Origin of the sequence: Streptomyces sp. NPDC090108 (assembly GCF_044747185.1) — a bacterium.
In the GTDB taxonomy this organism is placed as follows: domain Bacteria; phylum Actinomycetota; class Actinomycetes; order Streptomycetales; family Streptomycetaceae; genus Streptomyces.
This window is the reverse complement of sequence record NZ_JBIVDQ010000001.1, coordinates 744,254-763,694: the sequence shown is the minus strand read 5'-3', so window position 1 is coordinate 763,694 and position 19,441 is coordinate 744,254. Positions and strand designations below refer to the sequence as shown.

19 protein-coding genes are annotated in these 19,441 nt (G+C 71.9%); 9 read left to right on the top strand and 10 right to left on the bottom strand.

The genetic code is table 11. The annotated features are described in order from the left end of the window. Positions 1-105 precede the first annotated feature (105 nt). From ACIPRD_RS03315 to ACIPRD_RS03300, 4 genes are all read right to left on the bottom strand, one after another. Complete coding sequence (locus ACIPRD_RS03315) at positions 106-456, bottom strand: hypothetical protein (RefSeq protein WP_401559479.1); 351 nt, start codon at positions 454-456, stop codon at positions 106-108. Between the two features lie 47 nt (positions 457-503). Continuing rightward, the gene (locus ACIPRD_RS03310) at positions 504-1,235 is read right to left on the bottom strand and encodes a Mut7-C RNAse domain-containing protein (protein WP_401559476.1); all 732 of its coding nucleotides are present in this window, start codon (positions 1,233-1,235) and stop codon (positions 504-506) included. Positions 1,236-1,268: 33 nt separating this feature from the next. Beyond that, positions 1,269-1,898 (bottom strand): TetR/AcrR family transcriptional regulator, encoded by a 630-nt coding sequence (locus ACIPRD_RS03305; protein WP_401559473.1) that lies wholly within the window; start codon positions 1,896-1,898, stop codon positions 1,269-1,271. 210 nt (positions 1,899-2,108) lie between these two features. Continuing rightward, entirely contained in the window at positions 2,109-2,822 is a 714-nt protein-coding gene (locus tag ACIPRD_RS03300; RefSeq protein WP_401559470.1) for a hemolysin III family protein, read from the bottom strand. Positions 2,823-3,191: 369 nt separating this feature from the next. Here ACIPRD_RS03300 and ACIPRD_RS03295 point away from each other — a divergent pair, with 369 nt between their 5' ends. Continuing rightward, positions 3,192-5,012 carry a phosphoenolpyruvate carboxykinase (GTP) gene (locus ACIPRD_RS03295; RefSeq protein ID WP_356410429.1) on the top strand — a complete coding sequence of 607 codons (1,821 nt, stop codon included), beginning with the start codon at positions 3,192-3,194 and terminating at the stop codon, positions 5,010-5,012. A gap of 234 nt (positions 5,013-5,246) precedes the next feature. Here the strand turns inward: ACIPRD_RS03295 and ACIPRD_RS03290 are convergent, their stop codons facing one another. Beyond that, entirely contained in the window at positions 5,247-5,657 is a 411-nt protein-coding gene (locus ACIPRD_RS03290; protein WP_356410426.1) for a hypothetical protein, read from the bottom strand. A gap of 115 nt (positions 5,658-5,772) precedes the next feature. Next, positions 5,773-6,984 (bottom strand): pyridoxal phosphate-dependent aminotransferase, encoded by a 1,212-nt coding sequence (locus ACIPRD_RS03285; RefSeq protein WP_356410423.1) that lies wholly within the window; start codon positions 6,982-6,984, stop codon positions 5,773-5,775. Positions 6,985-7,110: 126 nt separating this feature from the next. Between ACIPRD_RS03285 and ACIPRD_RS03280 the strand changes: the two genes are divergently transcribed. After that, positions 7,111-7,890 (top strand): hypothetical protein, encoded by a 780-nt coding sequence (locus tag ACIPRD_RS03280; RefSeq protein WP_401559466.1) that lies wholly within the window; start codon positions 7,111-7,113, stop codon positions 7,888-7,890. A 397-nt stretch (positions 7,891-8,287) separates the two neighbouring features. Beyond that, positions 8,288-9,112, top strand: coding sequence for a serine protease (locus ACIPRD_RS03275; RefSeq protein ID WP_356410417.1), 825 nt, complete (start codon positions 8,288-8,290; stop codon positions 9,110-9,112). A gap of 32 nt (positions 9,113-9,144) precedes the next feature. On the opposite strand, the gene ACIPRD_RS03270 is transcribed toward ACIPRD_RS03275, so the two are convergent. Further along, on the bottom strand, positions 9,145-10,770 hold the full coding sequence (locus ACIPRD_RS03270) for an amidohydrolase family protein (RefSeq protein WP_401559464.1): 1,626 nt from the start codon (positions 10,768-10,770) through the stop codon (positions 9,145-9,147). 46 nt (positions 10,771-10,816) lie between these two features. After that, entirely contained in the window at positions 10,817-12,097 is a 1,281-nt protein-coding gene (locus ACIPRD_RS03265; protein WP_401559462.1) for an amino acid deaminase, read from the bottom strand. A gap of 282 nt (positions 12,098-12,379) precedes the next feature. On the opposite strand from ACIPRD_RS03265, the gene ACIPRD_RS03260 reads away from it, so the two are divergent. From ACIPRD_RS03260 to ACIPRD_RS03240, 5 genes are all read left to right on the top strand, one after another. Further along, on the top strand, positions 12,380-13,447 hold the full coding sequence (locus ACIPRD_RS03260) for a sugar kinase (protein ID WP_401560034.1): 1,068 nt from the start codon (positions 12,380-12,382) through the stop codon (positions 13,445-13,447). Then, positions 13,444-14,208: an IclR family transcriptional regulator gene (locus ACIPRD_RS03255; RefSeq protein ID WP_356410409.1), complete on the top strand. Its 765-nt coding sequence runs from the start codon at positions 13,444-13,446 to the stop codon at positions 14,206-14,208. The genes ACIPRD_RS03260 and ACIPRD_RS03255 overlap by 4 nt, the downstream gene beginning before the upstream one ends. Further along, positions 14,205-14,615, top strand: a complete 411-nt coding sequence (locus ACIPRD_RS03250) for a RidA family protein (protein WP_356410406.1) — start codon at positions 14,205-14,207, stop codon at positions 14,613-14,615. The genes ACIPRD_RS03255 and ACIPRD_RS03250 overlap by 4 nt, the downstream gene beginning before the upstream one ends. 286 nt (positions 14,616-14,901) lie before the next feature. After that, positions 14,902-16,386, top strand: a complete 1,485-nt coding sequence (locus ACIPRD_RS03245) for a GntP family permease (protein WP_401559459.1) — start codon at positions 14,902-14,904, stop codon at positions 16,384-16,386. 92 nt (positions 16,387-16,478) lie between these two features. Continuing rightward, entirely contained in the window at positions 16,479-17,120 is a 642-nt protein-coding gene (locus ACIPRD_RS03240; RefSeq protein ID WP_401559456.1) for a hypothetical protein, read from the top strand. 216 nt (positions 17,121-17,336) lie between these two features. Here the strand turns inward: ACIPRD_RS03240 and ACIPRD_RS03235 are convergent, their stop codons facing one another. Further along, positions 17,337-17,552 carry a type A2 lantipeptide gene (locus tag ACIPRD_RS03235; RefSeq protein WP_356410396.1) on the bottom strand — a complete coding sequence of 72 codons (216 nt, stop codon included), beginning with the start codon at positions 17,550-17,552 and terminating at the stop codon, positions 17,337-17,339. 499 nt (positions 17,553-18,051) lie between these two features. Between ACIPRD_RS03235 and ACIPRD_RS03230 the strand changes: the two genes are divergently transcribed. Continuing rightward, a complete protein-coding gene (locus ACIPRD_RS03230) occupies positions 18,052-18,669 on the top strand; it encodes a hypothetical protein (RefSeq protein WP_401559452.1) in 618 nt (205 codons plus the stop codon). A gap of 341 nt (positions 18,670-19,010) precedes the next feature. Here ACIPRD_RS03230 and ACIPRD_RS03225 read toward each other — a convergent pair whose 3' ends face one another. Continuing rightward, on the bottom strand, positions 19,011-19,424 hold the full coding sequence (locus ACIPRD_RS03225) for a hypothetical protein (protein WP_401559449.1): 414 nt from the start codon (positions 19,422-19,424) through the stop codon (positions 19,011-19,013). Positions 19,425-19,441: the final 17 nt, after the last annotated feature.

The following is a 19,441-nucleotide window of genomic DNA, read 5'->3' as shown; positions in this document are numbered from 1 at the left end:
GGCGCGTGAGGATGTACCGGGCCGGAGCGGGCCGGGGCCGGAGACCCGAGCCGCGGACCGGCCGGATGTGCGCGGAGGTGCCTGCGCGGAGGGCGGAGGGCGGCGTCAGGCGTAGCTGAGGATCAGCGTGTACAGGGTCAGCTGCGCGCCCCACTGCGCCAGCACGGCCGCGAGCCTGACACCGGTCCGGGACGCCAGGGGCAGCAGGACCGCGAGCAGGCCGCACACGAGTGCGGCCCAGAAGCTGCTGGAGAGGAGCCCGTCGGGGACCGAGGCGCAGTCGTCGCCGTACTCGAGGCACTCGGCGGCGCGTGGTGAGGTCAGCGTCATGAGGCCGCTCAAGACCGCCATCGGCAGGAGCAGTCCCAGCCCCCACCACGCCACGGTCCGCACAAGGCGGTCGTCGTCCCTGCCGTCGTCCTGCCGCGAGGTGGCCGCCGCTCGTGTGATGTCCATGTCTTCAGCCAACCGCGCGGGGCGGCCGAGGGGACCGGCGCGCGTACTCAGCTTTCCTGGGTACGTGTGCTCAACGCCTGTGCCACGACCGCCTCCAGCTGGTCGTGGTGCGCGCCCTTCCAGTAGGCGCGGCCGCAGTCCGGGCACTGGGCGAAGACGTCGTACGACCGCTGGGTGCCGTCCTGGAGCCGGTCGGCGACCTCTTCCTTGGTGGCCTGGCGCAGCAGGCCGTTGCAGGCGGTGCAGCGGGTCCAGGGGCGCAGGTCGGGGGCGAAGCGGTCGAGGACGTAGGTGAGCTGGTCCTCGGGGCGGGTGCTGTAGACGTAGGCGCCCGCCCAGAGCTCGCGGCGGCGCAGCAGGCCGCGGTCGCGGCTGAGCATGACCCGCTGCTCCGCCGCCGAGCGCGCGGCGAGCGCGGGGTCGCCGATGTCGGTCGACTCGTAGGCGGTGTCGACGCCGAGCAGGCGCAGCCGGCGGGCGAGGGTGCCGAGGTGGACGTCGAGGAGGAAGCGGAGCGGGGCGCCGGGGATCCGCTGGGGGTGCGGGACCGGGCGCACGCTGACGGACTCGCCGGCGGCGGGGATGTGGGACGGCCGCACCTCGCGGCCGTCGACGACCAGCGCGCCGACCTCGGTCAGCGGGACGCCGAGGGACTCGACGACGTGGCCGAGGGTGGAGACGCCGTCGGTGCCGAGCGCGGTGGCGCCCGCGCGTCGGGCGGGCGGCACGAACACCTGCAGTTCAGGGGCGACTTCGACGTGGATCTCGGGTCCGTTCACCCTGTCAGCATGGCACGGGCGGCGGCGCCCGCCTCAGTGGTTCTCCGTGGGCAGGCCGTGCTCCAGCGCGGTCACGGCCCGGTCCAGAAGGTCGTGGAGATCGTCCTCGTGACCGCGCTCGGCCCAGTAGAGCGCGACCTCCATCAGCGCTCCCGCCAGCGACATCGCGTGGACCCGCGCCTCCAGACCGTCCGGGGGCAGCCCGGTGCGCTCGGCGACGGCCCGGCAGAGCAGCCGGCCGGTGTCCGCCATGGTCTCCCGCATCCGGGAGCGGACCGCGGGCACGTCGGCCGCCAGCCGGGCGCGCAGCCGGGCCACCCGGGGATCCCCGGCCGCGCCCAGCACGGCGGCCGCGCCGATCGCCTGCCGCAGGGACTGCGCCCACGGCTCGTCCGCCGGCCGCGCGCGCAGCTCCGCGAGCAGGAGATCGCCGTGCTCGTCCCCGAGCACGATGTCCTCCTTCGTGGGGAAGTAGCGGAAGACGGTGGACGGCGACACCTCGGCCCGGTCGGCGATGAGGTCGACCGTCGCCGCGTCGTACCCCTGCTCCTCGATGAGGTCGTACGCCGCCGAGCGGATCGCCTCCCGCGTCCTGCTCTTCTTGCGTTCGCGCAGGCCGGGGCGGGGATGGTCGGTCGGAGAGCTGGAGCGTGCGGCCGTCATGGGGCTCATTGTCGGGGACCGTCCCCGTGTCCCGCGCGGCAGCGGGCGTGCGATGCCGGTGACTGCCGAAAGCGGGTGACTGTCGTATGCGGGCGGCTGCCGTTAGGGGGCGTGGCGTCCCCGACGGGGGTGGGGCCGGGTGCGCGGGCGGGCCGGGAACGGAAAGGGCCACGGCTCGTGAGCCGTGGCCGGGGAGGGGGCGGGGGAGGGCTACGCGTGCTGGTACGCCACCAGCGAGATGCCCACATAGTGGACGACGAAGGCGGCCAGCGTGAAGGAGTGGAACACCTCGTGGAAGCCGAACCAGCGCGGTGAGGGGTTCGGGCGCTTCATGCCGTAGATGACGCCGCCGGCGCTGTAGAGCAGTCCGCCGACGATCACCAGGACCAGGACGGCGATGCCGCCGGTGCGCATGAAGTCGGGCAGGAAGAAGACGGCCGCCCAGCCCATGGCGATGTAGCACGGGGTGTACAGCCAGCGGGGCGCGCCGACCCAGAAGACGCGGAAGACGATGCCGGCGGTCGCCGCCCCCCAGATGCCCCACAGCAGCCACTGACCCTTGGCGCCGGGCAGCAGCAGCATGGTGAGCGGGGTGTAGGTGCCCGCGATGATCAGGAAGATGTTGGCGTGGTCGAGGCGGCGCAGCAGGCCGCCCATCCGCGGCCCCCAGTCGCCCCGGTGGTACAGCGCGCTGACGCCGAAGAGCAGGCAGGCCGTCAGGACGTAGATGCCGCAGGCGACGCGTCCTCTGGTGGAGTCGGCCAGCGCGGTGAGCACCAGGCCCGCGACGAGGACGGCCGGGAACATACCGAGATGCAGCCAGCCGCGGAGCCGGGGCTTGGCCGGGTGCGGCAGGGAGAGCGCCGCGGGACCGGCGCCGGCGTCCGGCGTGTCCATGGGCGCGTCGGGGACAGGCGCAGTCATGAGCCGATCGTACCTACGGGTCCGTAAGTGGCGGATCAGGGAGGGGGCTTGACAGATCCCCTGGAGCCATCGTCTCACGGGAGGTCCACGGGTGCCCGCGCAAAGAATCCTTCAGGCGAACTCCACGTGCACGTAAAGAGACATGGGGGTACCCAGGGAAGACGCGAAAACCGTGGCCTTCCTCACTCCGCTCACCTGTGAAGCCCTCTGGACATATGCGCAGTAGAGTCGGATGATCAAATGAGTGCGGTCGACACCGGATGAGCGGACGCCCCGTCGGGGTGGCTTCCGCGGCAGCCGGGTCGCAGCCCCCACGGGGCCAAGGAACACATCCCTCACCAGGGCATACACCCTCACCTAGGAGCGATCGTGGCGCGCGACATCGCGGCTCCCACCGTCCCCACCCAGCACCAGGAACTGATCTCGTGGGTCAACGAGATCGCCGAACTGACGCAGCCGGACAGTGTGGTCTGGTGTGACGGATCCGAGGCCGAGTACGAGCGCCTGTCCGAGGAGCTCGTCGCCAAGGGCACGTTCCGCAAGCTCGACCCGATCAAGCGCCCGCACTCCTACTACGCCGCCTCCGACCCGACCGACGTGGCCCGCGTCGAGGACCGCACCTTCATCTGCTCCGCGAAGGAGGAGGACGCCGGCCCGACGAACCACTGGAAGGACCCCGCCGAGATGCGGGAGATCTTCGCCGGTGAGAAGGGCGTCTTCCGCGGCTCGATGAAGGGCCGGACGATGTACGTCGTCCCGTTCTGCATGGGCCCCCTCGGCTCGGACCTGTCCGCGATCGGCGTCGAGATCACCGACTCCGCCTACGTCGCCGTGTCCATGCGCACCATGACGCGCATGGGACAGCCGGTCCTCGACGAACTGGGCTCCGACGGCTTCTTCGTGAAGGCCGTCCACACCCTCGGCGCCCCCCTCGCGGAGGGCGAGGCCGACGTGCCGTGGCCGTGCAACTCCACCAAGTACATCTCGCACTTCCCCGAGGACCGCGAGATCTGGTCCTACGGCTCCGGCTACGGCGGCAACGCCCTGCTCGGCAAGAAGTGCTACGCCCTGCGCATCGCCTCCGTCATGGCCCGTGACGAGGGCTGGCTGGCCGAGCACATGCTGATCCTCAAGCTCACGCCCCCGCACGGCGAGTCCAAGTACGTCGCCGCCGCCTTCCCTTCGGCCTGCGGCAAGACCAACCTGGCCATGCTGGAGCCCACGATCTCCGGCTGGACCGTGGAGACCATCGGCGACGACATCGCCTGGATGCGCTTCGGCGAGGACGGGCGTCTCTACGCGATCAACCCCGAGGCCGGCTTCTTCGGCGTCGCGCCCGGCACGGGTGAGCACACCAACGCCAACGCGATGAAGACGCTGTGGGGCAACGCGGTCTTCACCAACGTCGCGCTCACCGACGACGGCGACGTGTGGTGGGAGGGCATGACCGAGGAGGAGCCCGCGCATCTGACGGACTGGAAGGGCAACGCCTGGACGCCCGCCTCCGGGACCCCGGCCGCGCACCCCAACGCCCGTTTCACGGTGCCCGCTTCGCAGTGCCCGATCATCGCGCCCGAGTGGGAGGACCCCAAGGGCGTGCCGATCTCGGCGATCCTCTTCGGCGGCCGCCGCGCCTCGGCCGTGCCGCTGGTGACGGAGTCCTTCGACTGGGACCACGGTGTGTTCCTCGGCGCAAACGTGGCGAGCGAGAAGACCGCCGCCGCCGAGGGCAAGGTCGGCGAACTGCGCCGCGACCCCTTCGCGATGCTGCCCTTCTGCGGCTACAACATGGGCGACTACATGGCCCACTGGGTCGACGTGGCCAAGGACAAGGACCAGTCCCTGCTGCCGAAGATCTACTACGTCAACTGGTTCCGCAAGGACGACGAGGGCAGGTTCGTCTGGCCGGGCTTCGGCGAGAACAGCCGTGTCCTGAAGTGGATCGTGGAGCGGCTGGAGGGCACCGCGGAGGGCGTCGAGACGCCGATCGGCGTGCTGCCCACGCGTGCGGCGCTGGACACCGACGGTCTCGAACTGTCCGAGTCCGACCTGGACTTCCTCCTCAAGGTCGACACGGAGGTGTGGCGCGAGGAGGCCGCCCTGATCCCCGAGCACCTCAACACCTTCGGCGACCACACCCCGAAGGAACTGTGGGACCAGTACCGCGCGCTGGTGCGCCGCCTGGGCTGATCCCGCAGGACATGAAGACTCCACGGCCGGTCCGGATGCCCTGACCAGCGATCGTCACGGCCGGCCGTGGTGCCACCACGACAGAGCCCCGCACAACGGCGTGCGGGGCTCTCGTCCGTCGTGCGCGGCGCCTTCGGGCGGCGGGTCCGGCGGGGCGACGGGGTGGGTGGCACCCGGTCCGCGCGTCGCTGCGGGTGCGCGCGGACCGGGGCCGTCAGGGGAGACCCTCGCGGGTCAGTGCGCCGGGCTCAGGGAACCCCGCCCGGCGGCGGCGTGCGCGTCCATCCGCTCGGCCGCGAGGATGGCCACCGCGGTGTCCGCGCGGGACGCGGCGACGACGAGGGCGCGGCCCGCGAGCGCGTGCGCCCGTCGGTGCAGCGGTGCCGCCGCGGCGGGCGCCGACGGAACGGCGCGTACCGGAGCGGGGCCGCCCCGCAGCCGGCCCACCTGCTCGGCGAGCCGCTCGGCGGCCAGGTCCAGGTCGGGGCACGGGGTCAGCGCGCGCAGCTCGTCGGTCACGGCGAGCAGCGCGGCGAGATGGCCGGCGAGCTGGAGGTCCAGCTCCTCCTCGCGTGACCGGTGGGGAAAGTCCGAGGTGCCGGCCGTCGTGCTGTGGACCGACTTGCTGCGGATCGGTTCGTACATGGGACGGCCTCCTGTGCGCTGACAGGAAACCATCCTAGCTTGGATTTCGTCTAAAGTTGACCCGAGTCGCGGAGGGTGGTCCCCCGGCTACGAGCGGCGTCCGCGGCCGCGCCGGTCACGGCTGGCCGTACCCGTCGAGGAAGGTGCCGATCCGGGTCACCGCGTCCTTGAGGTCGCCGACGCTCGGCAGGGTCACCACGCGGAAGTGGTCGGGCTCGGGCCAGTTGAAGCCGGTGCCCTGCACGACCATGATCTTCTCCTGGCGCAGCAGGTCGAGGACCATCCGGCGATCGTCCTTGATCTTGAAGACCTTCGGATCGAGGCGCGGGAAGAGATACAGCGCGCCCTTGGGGCGCACGCAGCTCACGCCCGGGATCTGCGTCAGCAGCTCGTAGGCGGTGTCCATCTGCTCCTTCAGGCGGCCGCCCGGGAGCACCAGGTCGTTGATCGTCTGGCGCCCGCTGAGCGCGGCGACCACGCCGTGCTGGCCCGGCATGTTGGCGCACAGGCGCATGTTCGCGAGGATCGTCAGGCCCTCGATATAGGACTCGGCGTGCGCGCGCGGGCCGGAGACGGCCATCCAGCCGACGCGGTAGCCGGCCACCCGGTACGCCTTCGACATGCCGTTGAAGGTGAGGGTGAGCAGGTCGGGGGCGACCTTCGCGGTCGGGGTGTGCGTGGCGCCGTCGTAGAGGATCTTGTCGTAGATCTCGTCGGAGCAGACCAGCAGGTTGTGCCGGCGGGCGATGTCGGTGAGGCCCTTGAGCATCGCCTCGTCGTAGACCGCGCCCGTGGGGTTGTTCGGGTTGATGATCACCAGGGCCTTGGTGCGGTCGGTGATCCTGCGCTCGATGTCCGCGAGGTCGGGCATCCAGTCGGCCTGCTCGTCGCACCGGTAGTGCACGGCCGTGCCGCCCGAGAGGGAGACGGCGGCGGTCCACAGCGGGTAGTCGGGCGCCGGGACGAGGACCTCGTCGCCGTCGTCGAGCAGCGCCTGCATGGCCATCACGATCAGCTCGGAGACGCCGTTGCCGATGAAGACGTGCTCGACGTCGGTCTCGATGCCGAGGGTCTGGTTGTGCATCACGACGGCGCGGCGGGCGGCCAGCAGGCCCTTGGCGTCGCCGTAGCCGTGCGCCGTGGAGACGTTGCGGAGGATGTCCTCCAGGATCTCCGGCGGGCACTCGAACCCGAACGCGGCTGGGTTGCCGGTGTTGAGCTTGAGGATGCGGTGACCGGCCGCCTCCAGCCGCATCGCCTCCTCGAGCACCGGGCCCCGGATCTCGTAACAGACGTTGGCGAGCTTGGTCGACTGGATCACCTGCATGCCGGTGAGCTTACGGCTCGTCAAGGCCGTGTGGGCCGTGTTTTCCACCACGCGGGGCACGGAGGATTTGCATCGTTATCGTCCGCCGCTGTCTCGGGGTCGCCCACCTCCCTAGAATTCGCTGACATGTCCACCGAACGTGAGCACGGGGCTGAGGCGTACGACGCGCAGGGCGGCGCGGATGACGGGTCCCAGGTGCGCTCCCCTGTGTACCTCCCTCATGCGACCCCGGCCCCGGCCTACGAGGAGTACGCCGATCCCGCGGCGGCCCATGGCTGGCAGAAGGCCTACGACGCGACCCGCGAACTGCCCGTGTACACCGGGGGTCCGGAACCGGCCGGGCTCGCCGGGTTCGCCGGGGGCGCCGCGGCCGACGGCCCGGCCGGTCTCCCGGACACCGCCGGACCCGCCTGGACGGGCGGTGCCGACGAGGGCGGCGGACGCGCCGGACTGCGGCGGGAGCGCCGGCGGAGCGGACGCCGCAGGGGCGCGATCGTCGCCGGGGTCGCCGGGGCGGTCGGCGCCGTCGCGCTGGCCGCCGGCCTGATGGGCTCGGGCTCCCCGGCCGGCCCCGGCGACCCCGACGGCGGTGGGCACGCCGCCCCCGACGCCGCGCCCGGCAGCCCGGAGGCCGGGACCCCGAAGGCGACGGTCACGGCCGACACCCTGGCCGACACCGCGTCGCCGTCCCTCGCCCCGACGCGGACCGCCGCTCCCTCCGTCACGGCCACGCCCTCGGCGACGACGCCGGCCCCGACCCGGGCGCCCGCGAGCCGGAGCGCCTCCCCGGCCGCCTCGACGGGCGGCGCCACGCCCTCGGCCACCAGCGTGCCGATGCCGGTGCCGACGGTGTCGTTCTCCCCTCATTACGGCGGCCACCACGGCCATCACGGCCACAGCTGGTGACGCGCGGGGCGGTGCGCGGACGGTGTGCGGGGCGGGGGCGGGGCGCGGCGCACGGGCGGGGTGCGGCCGGCCCGGCTGACCTCCCGCCCGCGCCCGGCCCCGCGCCGTCCTCCGCGCCCGGTTCGGTGCCGTCCTCCGTGTCCGGTTCGGTGCCGTCCTCCGTGTCCGGTCCCGTGCCGCTCTCCGCGCCCGGCCTAGTGCCGCTCTCCGTGTCCAGTTCCGCGCCGTCTCGGGTGTCCGGTCCGGTGCGGTCGGGCGGGGGCGTGTCCGGGGGGCGCCGGCGGAGTCGTTCCCGTAGGCCTTCTTGTCCCTCTGCGCTCACATCGTGAGAATGCCCATGACAAGACAGGCGTCCGGAAGGTCTCCGGGCGCCCATGTCCGCAGAGGGGACCCCCACATGAACAAGCCTCTCCTGGCCGCGTTTTCCGCCCTCTTCCTCGCCGGTGCCGCCGCCGCGCCCGCGGTCGCCGCACCGCACGCCAAGGCGGTGACCGTCTCCTACGCCGGGACCGTGTCGCTCAGCAACTGCTCCGGCTCGGTGATCCGCTTCCCGAACTCCGCCGACAGCGACCCCGCGCTCGTGCTGACCAACGGGCACTGCCTGGAGTCCGGTTTCCCGAACCCGGGCCAGGTCATCACCGGCCAGTCCTCCAGCCGCACCTTCGGACTGCTGAACTCCAGTGCCACCAAGGTCGCCACGCTCCGCGCCAACCAGGTCGTCTACTCGACCATGACGGACACGGACGTCACGATCTACCGGCTGACCACCACCTACGCGGCGATCAAGAGCAACTACGGGATCAGCGCGCTGACCCTGAACGACACCCACCCGGTCGCCGGGACCGCCATCAAGGTCGTCTCCGGGTACTGGAAGCGGACCTACAGCTGCAACGTCGACGGGTTCGTGTACCGGCTGAAGGAGGGCGGCTGGACCTGGAAGGACTCGGTCCGCTACACCTCCGCCTGCGACACCATCGGCGGCACCTCCGGCTCCCCTGTGATCGACACGGCGACCGGCAAGGTCGTCGCGGTCAACAACACGGGCAACGAGGACGGCGAGACCTGCACCGTGGACAACCCGTGCGAGGTCGACCAGAACGGCACCGTCACCGTCCGCCAGGGCATCAACTACGCCGAGGAGACCTACCAGATACCCGCCTGCTTCACGACCGGCAACCAGCTGAACCTGAACGCCTCCGGCTGCGTGCTGCCCAAGCCGTAGGCCTCCGGCGGCCCGTCACCGGCGGACGGCCGTCACGCGGGCGTGCGGCGGACCGACCGGCCCGCCAGCACGTCCGTGCGCCGGCCCTCCTCGATGGCGAACCGCCCGTCGACGAGCACGTAAGGGATCCCCTCGGGGAGCCTGCGGGGCTCGGCGAACGTCGACCCGGCCGCGACCGTGGCCGGGTCGAACAGCACCAGGTCGGCCCGGTGGCCCTCGCGCACCAGTCCGCGGTCCGGCAGCCGCAGCCGGGCCGCGGGCCGCCCGGTGAGACGGGCGACGCACTCCTCCAGGCCCAGCACCCCCGTCTCCCGCACGTAGTGGCCGAGATAGCGCGGGAAGGTGCCGTACGCCCGCGGATGCGGCTTCGCGCCCTGGAGGATGCCGTCCGAGCCGCCGGTGTGCGCGCGGTGCCGCATGATGGCCCGGACGTTCTCCTCGTGGCCGACGTGCTGGAGGATCGTCGTCCCGAGCCGGTCCTCGACCAGCAGGCGGCGGGCGGTCGTCCAGGGCTCCTCGCCGCGCGCCTCGGCCGACTCCCGGACCGTACGGCCCACGTACGCGCCGAGCGCGGGGTCGGCCGTGCCCGAGATCTCGATCGTGTCCCACTCCACGGGCACGCCGTGGCAGCCGTCGGCGCCGGCCACCTCCAGGTCGTGGCGGATCCGCGCGGCCGTCCCCGGGTCGGCGAGCCGTTCCAGGACCCGGCCGGGTCCGCCCGCGCTCGCCCAACTGGGCAGCAGCGCTGCCAGGGTGGTGGAGCCGGGGGTGTACGGATAGGTGTCCAGGCTGATGTCGGCGCCCGCGTCCAGCGCCTCGTCGAGCAGGGCGAGCAGCTCGGGCGCGCGGCCCTCGTTCACGCCGAAGTTCATCGTCGCGTGCGCCAGGTGCAGCGGGCAGCCCGCCTCCCGGGTCAGGGCCACCATCTCGGCGTACGCCTCCAGCGCCCCGGCGCCGTAGGAGCGGTGGTGCGGGCAGTAGTAGCCGCCGTACGACGCCACCACCCGGCACAGCTCGGTGAGTTCGGCGTCCCCGGCGTACATGCCCGGTGTGTAGGTGAGCCCGGACGACAGGCCCACCGCGCCCTGCTGGAGCCCCTCCGCGACCAGTTCGCGCATCCGGTCCAGCTCGGCCGGGCGGGCCGGGCGGTCCTCCCAGCCGACGGCGAGCGCGCGGACCGTGCCCTGCGGGATCAGGTAGGCGGCGTTCACGGCGATGCCCTGGCCGTCGAAGCCGTGGTCCAGCCGGTCCAGGTACTCGCCCACCGACCGCCAGTCGAGGTCGAGATCGTCGCCGTACCCGTTCCAGCCGGTGATGGCCCGCCGCACCTCCTCGCGTGTGCGGTCGTCCACGGGCGCGTACGACAGCCCGTCCTGGCCGAGGACCTCCAGCGTGACCCCCTGCGCCACCTTCGCGCTGTGGTCGGGGTCGCGCAGCAGGGCCAGGTCGGAGTGGGCGTGCATGTCGATGAAACCGGGGGCGAGGACCAGGCCCTCGGCGTCCAGCTCCCGTGCCGCGCGCGGGCGTTGGCAGCCGGCGGCCGCCGCCTCCTTCACGATGGAGACGATCCGGCCGCCGTCCACCACCACGTCCGCCCGGTACGACGGCTCCCCGCTGCCGTCCGCCACCTCCGCGTCCCGGATGACGAGCTGCTCCACGGCCCCACTCCCTGTCTCCGGGGCGGCCGCGCCGCCCGCGGTGTGTCTAGAAGAACGTGCGGATGTAGTCGACGACCGTGCCGTCCGCCTCGGCGAGGGGGATCAGCTGCCACTTGTCGAAGGACGTGCACGGGTGGGAGAGCCCGAAGGCGATCCAGTCGCCGACCTCCACGTCCGCCTCCGGCGCCGTGGCCAGCCACAGGTGCTGGTCGGACAGCGCGGTCACCTCGATGCCCTCGGCCGGCCGCTCCACGCCGTCCCGGCGCACCGACCGGGGGACCGGACGGTCCAGGTCGTAGGCCGCGTCGCGCTTGCCCGCGTTGACGAAGGCCTGTTCGGGCGACGGCTGCGAGACGACCTGCGCCCACAGCCGGAACGCCGGCTCCAGGGCGCCCTCCTCGGGGACGCGGTTGAAGGGGCTGATCCGGCTGTAGTGCACGTCGTCGTGCGAGACGTAGGCGCCGGACCGGAGCAACTTCAGCACCGGAGCGGAGAGTTCGGGGATCTCGGCGAAGACCTCCGCGACCGCGTCGAACCAGCCGCTGCCGCCCGCGCTGACGACGATCTCCTCCGCCCCGTCGAACCGGCCCTCCTTGTCGAACGCGACGGCCAGCGCGGTGAGCCGCCGCAGCCACTCCGTCACCCGTTCCGGATCGGCGCGCGGCACCTCGCCCTCGTAACCCGCGACCCCGGCCAGCCGCAGATGTTCGCTGCCTGCCACGGCGTCGGCCACGGCCGCGCACTCCGCCTCCGTGCGCACGCCCGTCCGGCCGCCCTCGCCGCCGGCCAGCTCCACCACCACGTCCACCGGGCGCTCCGCGTCCCGCAGGGCCGCGTCCATCAGCTCGACCCCGCGCACGGAGTCGACGTAGCAGAGGAACCGGAAGTCCGGGTCGGCGGCCAGTTCGGCGGCGATCCAGCGCAGGGCGGCGGCGTCCACCAGCTCATTGGCGAGGAAGATCCGCCCGACACCGAACGCCCGTGCCACGCGCGCCTGGTGAGGGACGGCGACGGTGATGCCCCACGCGCCGCGGGCGATCTGCCGGTGGAACAGCTGCGGAGCCATCGAGGTCTTGCCGTGCGGGGCGAAGGCCAGCCCGTGCCGTGCCGTGTACGACTCCATGAGCGCGAGGTTGTGCTCCAGGCGCTCGGCGGACAGCGCGAGGACCGGCGTGGTGAAGCCGTCGGTGAACAGATTGCGGCGCAGGCCGGCCAGTTCGGCGACGGTCAGACCCGCGGCGTCCGGCGGAAGCCCCTTGAAGCGGTGGTCCACCAGCTCCTCGGCGAGATGGGCGAGCGCTTCGATGCTGCCGGTGTCACGGGCCATTCCAGCCTCCTGATCTGCCTCGTTGCATCATGTGCAACGACCGTTGCGTGTATCGCGCACTGCTGTCTAACATCTCGGCCGACACGGGGTCAACGGATCGGCCGCCCCCGAGACGGACGAGGAGCCCGCGCCATCGTGACCTCCCACGGATGCCGCACCACCACACCGGACTCGGTGGACGCCGCCGGCGCGGTGCGGACCGCGAGCGCGGCGCACACGGCACACCTGGCGGACACACCGGGCGCGGCGAACACGGTGGACGTCGTCGCGCTCGGCGAGTCCATGGTCACCTTCCTGCCCACCCGGCCCGGCCGCCTCGCCGACGCCCCCGCGTTCGACCGGACCATCGGCGGAGCCGAGTCCAACGTGGCGTGCGCGCTCGCCGCCGCCGGACACTCCGTGCGCTGGGTGAGCCGGGTCGGCGCCGACGGGTTCGGCGACCATCTGACCGAGACGATCGGCTCGTACGGCGTCGACGTCACCCGTGTGGCGCGGGACCCGGAGCGTCCGACCGGCGTCTACTTCCGCACCGCCGCCGACCGGGCCACGGCGGAGCACGAGGTGGCCTACTACCGGGCCGGCTCGGCCGCCTCCGCGATGACCGTGGACAACGTGGACCTGACGGCGGTGCGCGCGGCCCGGGTGCTGCACCTGTCGGGCATCACCGCGGCCCTGTCCGGGGACTGCCTGGAGCTGATGCGGGAACTGACCGCGCCCCGCCCGGGACGCCCGCTGGTCTCCTTCGACGTCAACTTCCGCCCCGCGCTCTGGCGGGACGCCGACGGGCCGCGCGTGCTGCTGGAACTCGCGCGGCGCGCCGACATCGTCTTCGTCGGCGACGACGAGGCCCGCGAGGCGTGGGGGCTGCGGGACGGCCGGGCCGTCCTGGACGCGCTGCCCGGACCGGGCCTGGTGGTCGTGAAGCAGGGGCCGGACGGGGCGTTCGTGGCGGGCGACGCCACCGGCGGTGCGGAGATCGCCGCCGGTGCGGAGACCGCAGACGGTGGGGAGGCCACCGGGGTCCCTGGTGGCACCGGGGAGGGCGGCGGCACCCTGACCCGTGTCCCGGCGCCCCGTGTGGACGTCGTCGCGCACGTGGGCGCCGGGGACGCCTTCGCCGCCGGATTCCTCTCCGCCACCCTGCGCGGCCTCCCCCTGCGCGACCGGCTGCGACACGGCCACCTCATGGCGGCGGCCACGCTCACCGTCCCCGGCGACCTCGCCGCCCCGCCCTCCCGGAGCCACGCCGACCGCCTGACGGCCCTGGACGACGACGCCTGGGGGAGACTTCGACTCGGCCCCGGCTGGACACAGGCCGAGCGGGCCGACGAGGAGGCAGACACCCCATGAGTCAGACCGTCGACCGCGCCCTCGGCATCCTGCCGCTGCTCGCCGAGGGCCCCGCGGACCTCGGGCAGGTCGCCGACCGTCTGGGCGTGCACAAGTCCACGGCCCTGCGGCTGCTGCGCACCCTGCACGAACACGGCCTGGTCTACCGCCAGTCCGACCAGCGCTACCGCCTCGGCGCCCGCCTCTTCGCCCTCGCCCAGGAGGCGATGGAGAACCTCGACATCCGCGAGATCGCGCACCCGCACCTCGTACGCCTCAACGAGGTCTGCGGGCACACCGTGCACCTCGCCGTCCACGAGGACGACGAGGTGCTCTACATCGACAAGGTCGACAGCCGCTACCCGGTGCGCATGTACTCGCGCATCGGCAAGCCCGTCGCCATCACCGTCGCGGGCGTGGCGAAGCTGCTCCTCGCCGACCTGCCCGGACCCGAGCGCCGCGCCCTCGCCGAGACGCTCGACTACCCCCTCTACACCCCCCGCTCCACCCCCAACGCCGCCGCTTTCCTCAAGGAACTGGAGAAGGTGCGCGAACAGGGCTGGGCCACCGACCTGGGCGGCCACGAGGAGTCCATCAACTGCGTCGCGGCACCCGTCCGCGGCGCCGACGGCCGGGTGGTCGCCGCGATGTCGGTCTCCGCGCCGAACGTCGTCGTCACCGCCGAGGAACTCCTCGCCCTGCTGCCGCAGGTGCGCCGCACCGCGGACGCCATCAGCGGCGAGTACTCCGGAAGAAACCCACAGAAGGACCCCAGCGCATGACCGAGAAGACCGCCCTGACCCCCAAGACCCACACCACCCCGCCCGCGAAGTTCTCGCACGGCGTGCGCAAGGGCAACATCCTCCAGGTCGCCGGCCAGGTCGGCTTCCTCCCCGCCGAGGAGGGCAGGCCCCCGACCCCGGCCGGCCCCACCCTGCGCGAGCAGACCCTGCAGACCCTCGCCAACGTCAAGGCGATCCTCGAAGAGGGCGGCGCGAGCTGGGACGACGCGATGATGATCCGCGTCTACCTCACGGACGTGGACCACTTCGCGGAGATGAACGACATCTACAACACCTACTTCGAGGAGCAGGGCCTCACCCAGCCGCCCGCCGCCCGCACGACGGTCTACGTCGGCCTGCCGGCCGGACTGCTCATCGAGATCGACGTGCTGGCCGTACTCGGCTAGGCCCTTCTTCCGGATCAGGCCGGCCTGGACGTGCGGCGCCTCACAGCAGGCCGGACCCCGCGCCCCCGGCAAGATCCGGAAGACAGGCCCTACCCACCCCTGCCGCCGGGTCGGGCGATCACCCGGCCTTCGCACCACGTACACGGCACGGCACCTTCACCGGGTGCCGTGCCGCGCTCCACCCTGCACGAAAGCACCATGCACGCACCGCACTCACGGCATCTCCGCCGCGTCCGGCACCCCCGCCGCACCCGGCGCTCCCGGCACCCACGAAGAGGACCCCCGTATGTCCTTCACGCTCGCCGCACCAGCCCCGGCCCCCGCCGCGCCACCCCACACCGGAGGCCTGCTCCTCCTCGTCGACGGCACCGCGGGACTGCTCACCGTCGCCGCCATCGGCATAGCCCTGCTGCTGTTCCTCATCATCAAGGCGCGCATCCAGCCCTTCGTGGCCCTGCTCACCGTCTCCATAACCGTCGGCCTGCTCGCCGGCCTGTCGGTCACCGAACTCTTCGGCACCGTCCAGCGCTCCGACGCCGTCTCCACCATCGAGTCCGGCATGGGCGGCATCCTCGGCCATGTCGCCGTCATCATCGGCCTCGGCACCATGCTCGGCGCGATCCTCGAGGTCAGCGGCGGAGCGGAGGTGCTGGCCACCCGCCTGCTGGGACTGTTCGGCGAACGCCGCGCCCCGCTCGCGATGGGCCTGACCGGCCTCGTCTTCGGCATCCCCGTCTTCTTCGACGTCGGCATCTTCGTCCTCGCGCCGATCGTCTACGCGGCCGCCAAGCGCGGCGGCAAGTCGATCCTGCTCTACTGCCTCCCGCTCCTCGCGGGCCTGTCGATGACGCACGCCTTCCTGCCCCCGCACCCCGGCCCGGTCGCCGCGGCCGGCCTGCTGCACGTCCAGCTCGGCTGGGTCGTCCTCATGGGCATCGTCTGCGGCATCCCCGCCGTGCTGGCCGCCTGGGTGTACGCCGCGTGGATCGGGCGGCGCATCTTCGTCGCCGTACCGCAGGACATGGTGGAGGCGGCCGAGGAGGCCAAGCGGGCCGTCCTCGCCGAGCAGCGCGCCTCCGGTGTGGAGCCGCAGGAGAAGCCCGTGCCGCTGGCCACCGTCCTCGGCATCATCGGCACCCCGCTGGTGCTGATCCTCGCCGCCACCTTCTCCTCCGTCGCGCTCGACCCCTCCACCGGCCGCTCGGTCGTCGAGTTCTTCGGCCACCCTTTCGTCGCCCTCACCCTCGCCCTGTTCCTCGCCTACTACCTGCTGGGCATCCGGCGCGGCTGGTCCCGCAAGTCCCTGGAGACGGTGTCGACCTCGTCCCTCAAGCCGATCGGCAACATCCTGCTGGTGGTCGGCGCGGGCGGTGTCTTCGGCGCTGTCCTCAAGGCCAGCGGGGTCGCCCAGGCGCTCTCCGACACCTTCCACGACGTGGGCCTGCCGGTGATCGTCCTGTCGTACCTGATCTCGCTCGTGCTGCGGGTCGCCCAGGGCTCGGCCACGGTCGCGATCGTGACGACGGCGGGCATCGTGGCCCCGCTGCTGAGCGAGGGTCACCACTCCCAGGCCTTCGCCGCGCTGGTCATCATGGCCATCTCGGCCGGCTCCATCTTCGCCTCGCACGTCAACGACGGCGGTTTCTGGATGGTCGCCAAGTACTTCGGCATCACCGAGCGCGACACCCTGAGGACCTGGACGGTTCTGGAGTCGGTGCTGTCGGTGGCCGGGTTCGCGGTGGCCGGCGCGGTGAGCCTGTTCGTGTCGTAGCCGGTGCCGGAACAGGCCCAAGTGACCGGTGTGTACCGGGGGATCGGTGGGCTGACTGGTTCCGGCACAGGGAAGTCGTCCATACTGCCGCCGTGGACCAGCGCATAGGATCGAGCAGCCAGCCCTTGAAGGGCGAGCCCGTCAAGGGCGCCGGGTTCGACCCGGCCTTCATCCCCGGGATCACCTCGCCGGTGAAGGCGGCGGCGCCCGGACCGGAGGACGCGGAGCCGGCCGGGTCCGCGGACCCCGCCGACGCGGTGGAACCGGCGTCCGCCGGGGAAGCACGGGTGGACGCGACGGACGCGACGGACGCTTCGGAGGCCTCGGACGCCTCCGACGCCTCGGATGCGGCTCCCGTGGCTCCCGCGGCTCCCGTGGCGGACGCGGCGGACACGCCCGGTGCGGCCGACGAGGCCGTCGCAGGCGGTGAGTCCGAGGAGACGGCGGCCCCCGACGGTCCGGTCTTCGAGGCCGCCGACCGCCGGGCCAGGATCGTCGCCGACCACCGCGGCGTCCGTCTCAGTCTCGACGACGAGTCCTGCGAGTTCCGCTGGAGCGAGATAGCGGCCGTCGAGACCGAGTCCCCGCGCTTCGGCAAGCGCTTCACCGTCACCGTGCACACTCCCGAGCGCCGCTGGTACCCGATCGAGATCGAGGCCACGGCGAGGTCCCGCTTCAAGGAGTGGGAGTCGGAGCTGGACGCGGTGCTGGACGCGTACTTCGAGGAAGCCTGACCCGGGCGTCGCACCCCGCGCGCCCGCGGACGACACGCAGAACGGGGCATCCCGCAAGGGGGTGCCCCGTTCTACGTGCGCGCGGTCTGAGACCTGAACCTGAGGTCTGAGCTTGAGGTCTGAGCCTGAGGTCTGAGACCTGAGCTTGAGACCTCAGGTCGGCCGTCAGCCGTCAGCCGTCAGCCGTCAGCCGTCAGCCGTCGGCCGGTCGGCCGCTCAGAGGCCGGCGGTGGCCGTCTGCTGGAGGCCGGTCACCGCGCCCAGGGCGGCCGTCTGGAGGGAGCCGACCTGGGACAGCAGGTCACCGGCGTCGAGGGCCACACCGGCGGACAGACCGGCGGCGGTGCCGGCCTGGACGGCCAGGCCGCCGGCCACGGCGTCGAGGTCGGCGTCGGAGATCTCGGCGGTCTGGATCTGGGGAGCGGAGTTCATCACGAACGTTCCTTCGTGTCGGTGTACTTGCCGGAGAGTGGCCCACCGGGGACAGGTGCCGGGCCACGGTCACGAGCCCGCGGCGCTCCACTGCGGGAGCCTCCGCACGACCGGCGACGCAAGGATCACACCACGCCGGACGCTGGCATTCCGGCGACCACCCGTTATCCCCACGGGAGTTGAACAGGTCGTCCGCGTCACCCCCTGAGACGGTCACGAACCTCCGCTCGCATCTCCACAACCCACCGCGCGACGCCCGCCGCACTCCCGCCCGCGGGGCGGCCCGCGCGGAGTATGGACGCGTCTTCCTCCGGCCCCATAAGATGCGGCGCTCAATTCGAACGTGATCATGCAAGGGGGGCGCGGAATGCTACTGACGTGCCAGAAGTGTCGGCAGCGCGAAATCGCTTTCGACGGGATCAAGGGACTCTGTCCGGTCTGTCAGGAGGAGAGCGATCTGGCGAAGCCGCCGCAGCGTCGCGGAAGCAACCACAAGTCGGTGTTGCTGATCCAGTCCAAGGTGAGTCCTGGCCGGGTCTCGATGACCGGCCCGCTGGTCACGGTGCTGGTCGCGATCGCGGCAGCTGTCGCCGGTGAGGTCGTGCGGTTCTCCGCCGATCGCGCGCGGGCCCATCAGTGGGTTCTGATCGCCGACGGCCACGGCTACGACCAGCACGCTCTGCACAGCGCGGACCAGGCGACCCAGGTCACGAGCATGCTGCGCTTCGTGCTCTTCCTGGCTGTCCTGTTCGCCTACCAGCGGTGGGTGCGGGTCGGTCACGCGAACGCGATGGCGCGCACCGACATCGGGCTGGGGTGGCTCAGGGCCCTGCCGGGCGGCAGCGGAGTCATCAAGACCTACCTCCTGTGGATCCTGTCGGTCTTCGCCTCGCTCCTGGTCACGTTCGTGACCAGCATCAACCTCCAGACGCCCGGCGACTACGAGACCGCGGCGAACGTCGACGCCGGCTACAGCCTGGTCCGCATGGTTCTGGCCGTCGTGCTGGGCGTGTTCGTCGTGCGGTTGACCCTCGGCCTGAACAAGCTGCTGGCCACACCGCAGTCGGCCCCCACGGACGAACCCCCCGCCGAACTGCAGTCCCTCCCCGGACACTGACCTTCCCTCGGCCGCCCGATGATGGCGACTTCGGCGGCACTCGGAGCCTTGCGGTCACGCAGCGCTGCGCGGGTGCCGCCTTCGGCGACTTCATCACCCCGGCCGCTCCGCTGAGGCTGATCGTCGTGTGGCTGCCCCTCGGCCTGAAAGCACAGTCGGCCACACCGCAGCCCGTCCTCGCGGCCGAAACCCCTGCCGCCTGCCGCCTGCCGCCTGCCGACGGACACCGACGCGGAACGCGGTTTCCTCGGCCGTCGCCGACAATTGCCTTCGTGCCTCAATTCGAGAGGCGAATAGCCCTCTTGGAATCTCGATCACAGAGCAGAAGGTGGCTCGGTTTTTCAAGTAAGTTCTTTCGCGAGGATCCAGTACTCGGCACCCTCCCCGCTTGCGGCGCACACCTGATTGCCGGTCGGGCTACGAGAAATGAACAAGAGGTCGCCTTCTTGGTCTTGCGTGGAAAAGATACTGGTCGTGGGGGTCAGTTTTACGTGGATCCAGCCATGCTCAAGGCTGCCGGCGGCAAGGAACGAGCCGTCTTCGGACAGCACCCCCATGCTCTGCGCGTGCGCCTGCCAGGATTCGCTTACCCGGTTGGCGGCTTCGGGGCAGTCTCTTGGAATCGTCTCGACAGGTTCCGCGTCCACGTTCACCACTCGATGGAATGCTTCGGCGACGCTTGAGCCCGCGCCTGAGAACGGTCCGACCACCTCTAGGCCCGCGGCTTCGAGGCGAAGCCTGATGTCGTCGTTCATGGCGAATCCTTTCATTT

What these genes read in the sequence shown, in the direction of transcription:
- ACIPRD_RS03315 (WP_401559479.1), bottom strand. Translation starts at nt 456, where the DNA reads ATGGACATCACACGAGCGGCGGCCACCTCGCGGCAGGACGACGGCAGG.
- ACIPRD_RS03305 (WP_401559473.1), bottom strand. Translation starts at nt 1,898, where the DNA reads ATGACGGCCGCACGCTCCAGCTCTCCGACCGACCATCCCCGCCCCGGC.
- ACIPRD_RS03300 (WP_401559470.1), bottom strand. Translation starts at nt 2,822, where the DNA reads ATGACTGCGCCTGTCCCCGACGCGCCCATGGACACGCCGGACGCCGGC.
- ACIPRD_RS03290 (WP_356410426.1), bottom strand. Translation starts at nt 5,657, where the DNA reads ATGTACGAACCGATCCGCAGCAAGTCGGTCCACAGCACGACGGCCGGC.
- ACIPRD_RS03285 (WP_356410423.1), bottom strand. Translation starts at nt 6,984, where the DNA reads ATGCAGGTGATCCAGTCGACCAAGCTCGCCAACGTCTGTTACGAGATC.
- ACIPRD_RS03280 (WP_401559466.1), top strand. Translation starts at nt 7,111, where the DNA reads ATGTCCACCGAACGTGAGCACGGGGCTGAGGCGTACGACGCGCAGGGC.
- ACIPRD_RS03275 (WP_356410417.1), top strand. Translation starts at nt 8,288, where the DNA reads ATGAACAAGCCTCTCCTGGCCGCGTTTTCCGCCCTCTTCCTCGCCGGT.
- ACIPRD_RS03265 (WP_401559462.1), bottom strand. Translation starts at nt 12,097, where the DNA reads ATGGCCCGTGACACCGGCAGCATCGAAGCGCTCGCCCATCTCGCCGAG.
- ACIPRD_RS03260 (WP_401560034.1), top strand. Translation starts at nt 12,380, where the DNA reads ATGGTCACCTTCCTGCCCACCCGGCCCGGCCGCCTCGCCGACGCCCCC.
- ACIPRD_RS03255 (WP_356410409.1), top strand. Translation starts at nt 13,444, where the DNA reads ATGAGTCAGACCGTCGACCGCGCCCTCGGCATCCTGCCGCTGCTCGCC.
- ACIPRD_RS03250 (WP_356410406.1), top strand. Translation starts at nt 14,205, where the DNA reads ATGACCGAGAAGACCGCCCTGACCCCCAAGACCCACACCACCCCGCCC.
- ACIPRD_RS03245 (WP_401559459.1), top strand. Translation starts at nt 14,902, where the DNA reads ATGTCCTTCACGCTCGCCGCACCAGCCCCGGCCCCCGCCGCGCCACCC.
- ACIPRD_RS03235 (WP_356410396.1), bottom strand. Translation starts at nt 17,552, where the DNA reads ATGAACTCCGCTCCCCAGATCCAGACCGCCGAGATCTCCGACGCCGAC.
- ACIPRD_RS03225 (WP_401559449.1), bottom strand. Translation starts at nt 19,424, where the DNA reads ATGAACGACGACATCAGGCTTCGCCTCGAAGCCGCGGGCCTAGAGGTG.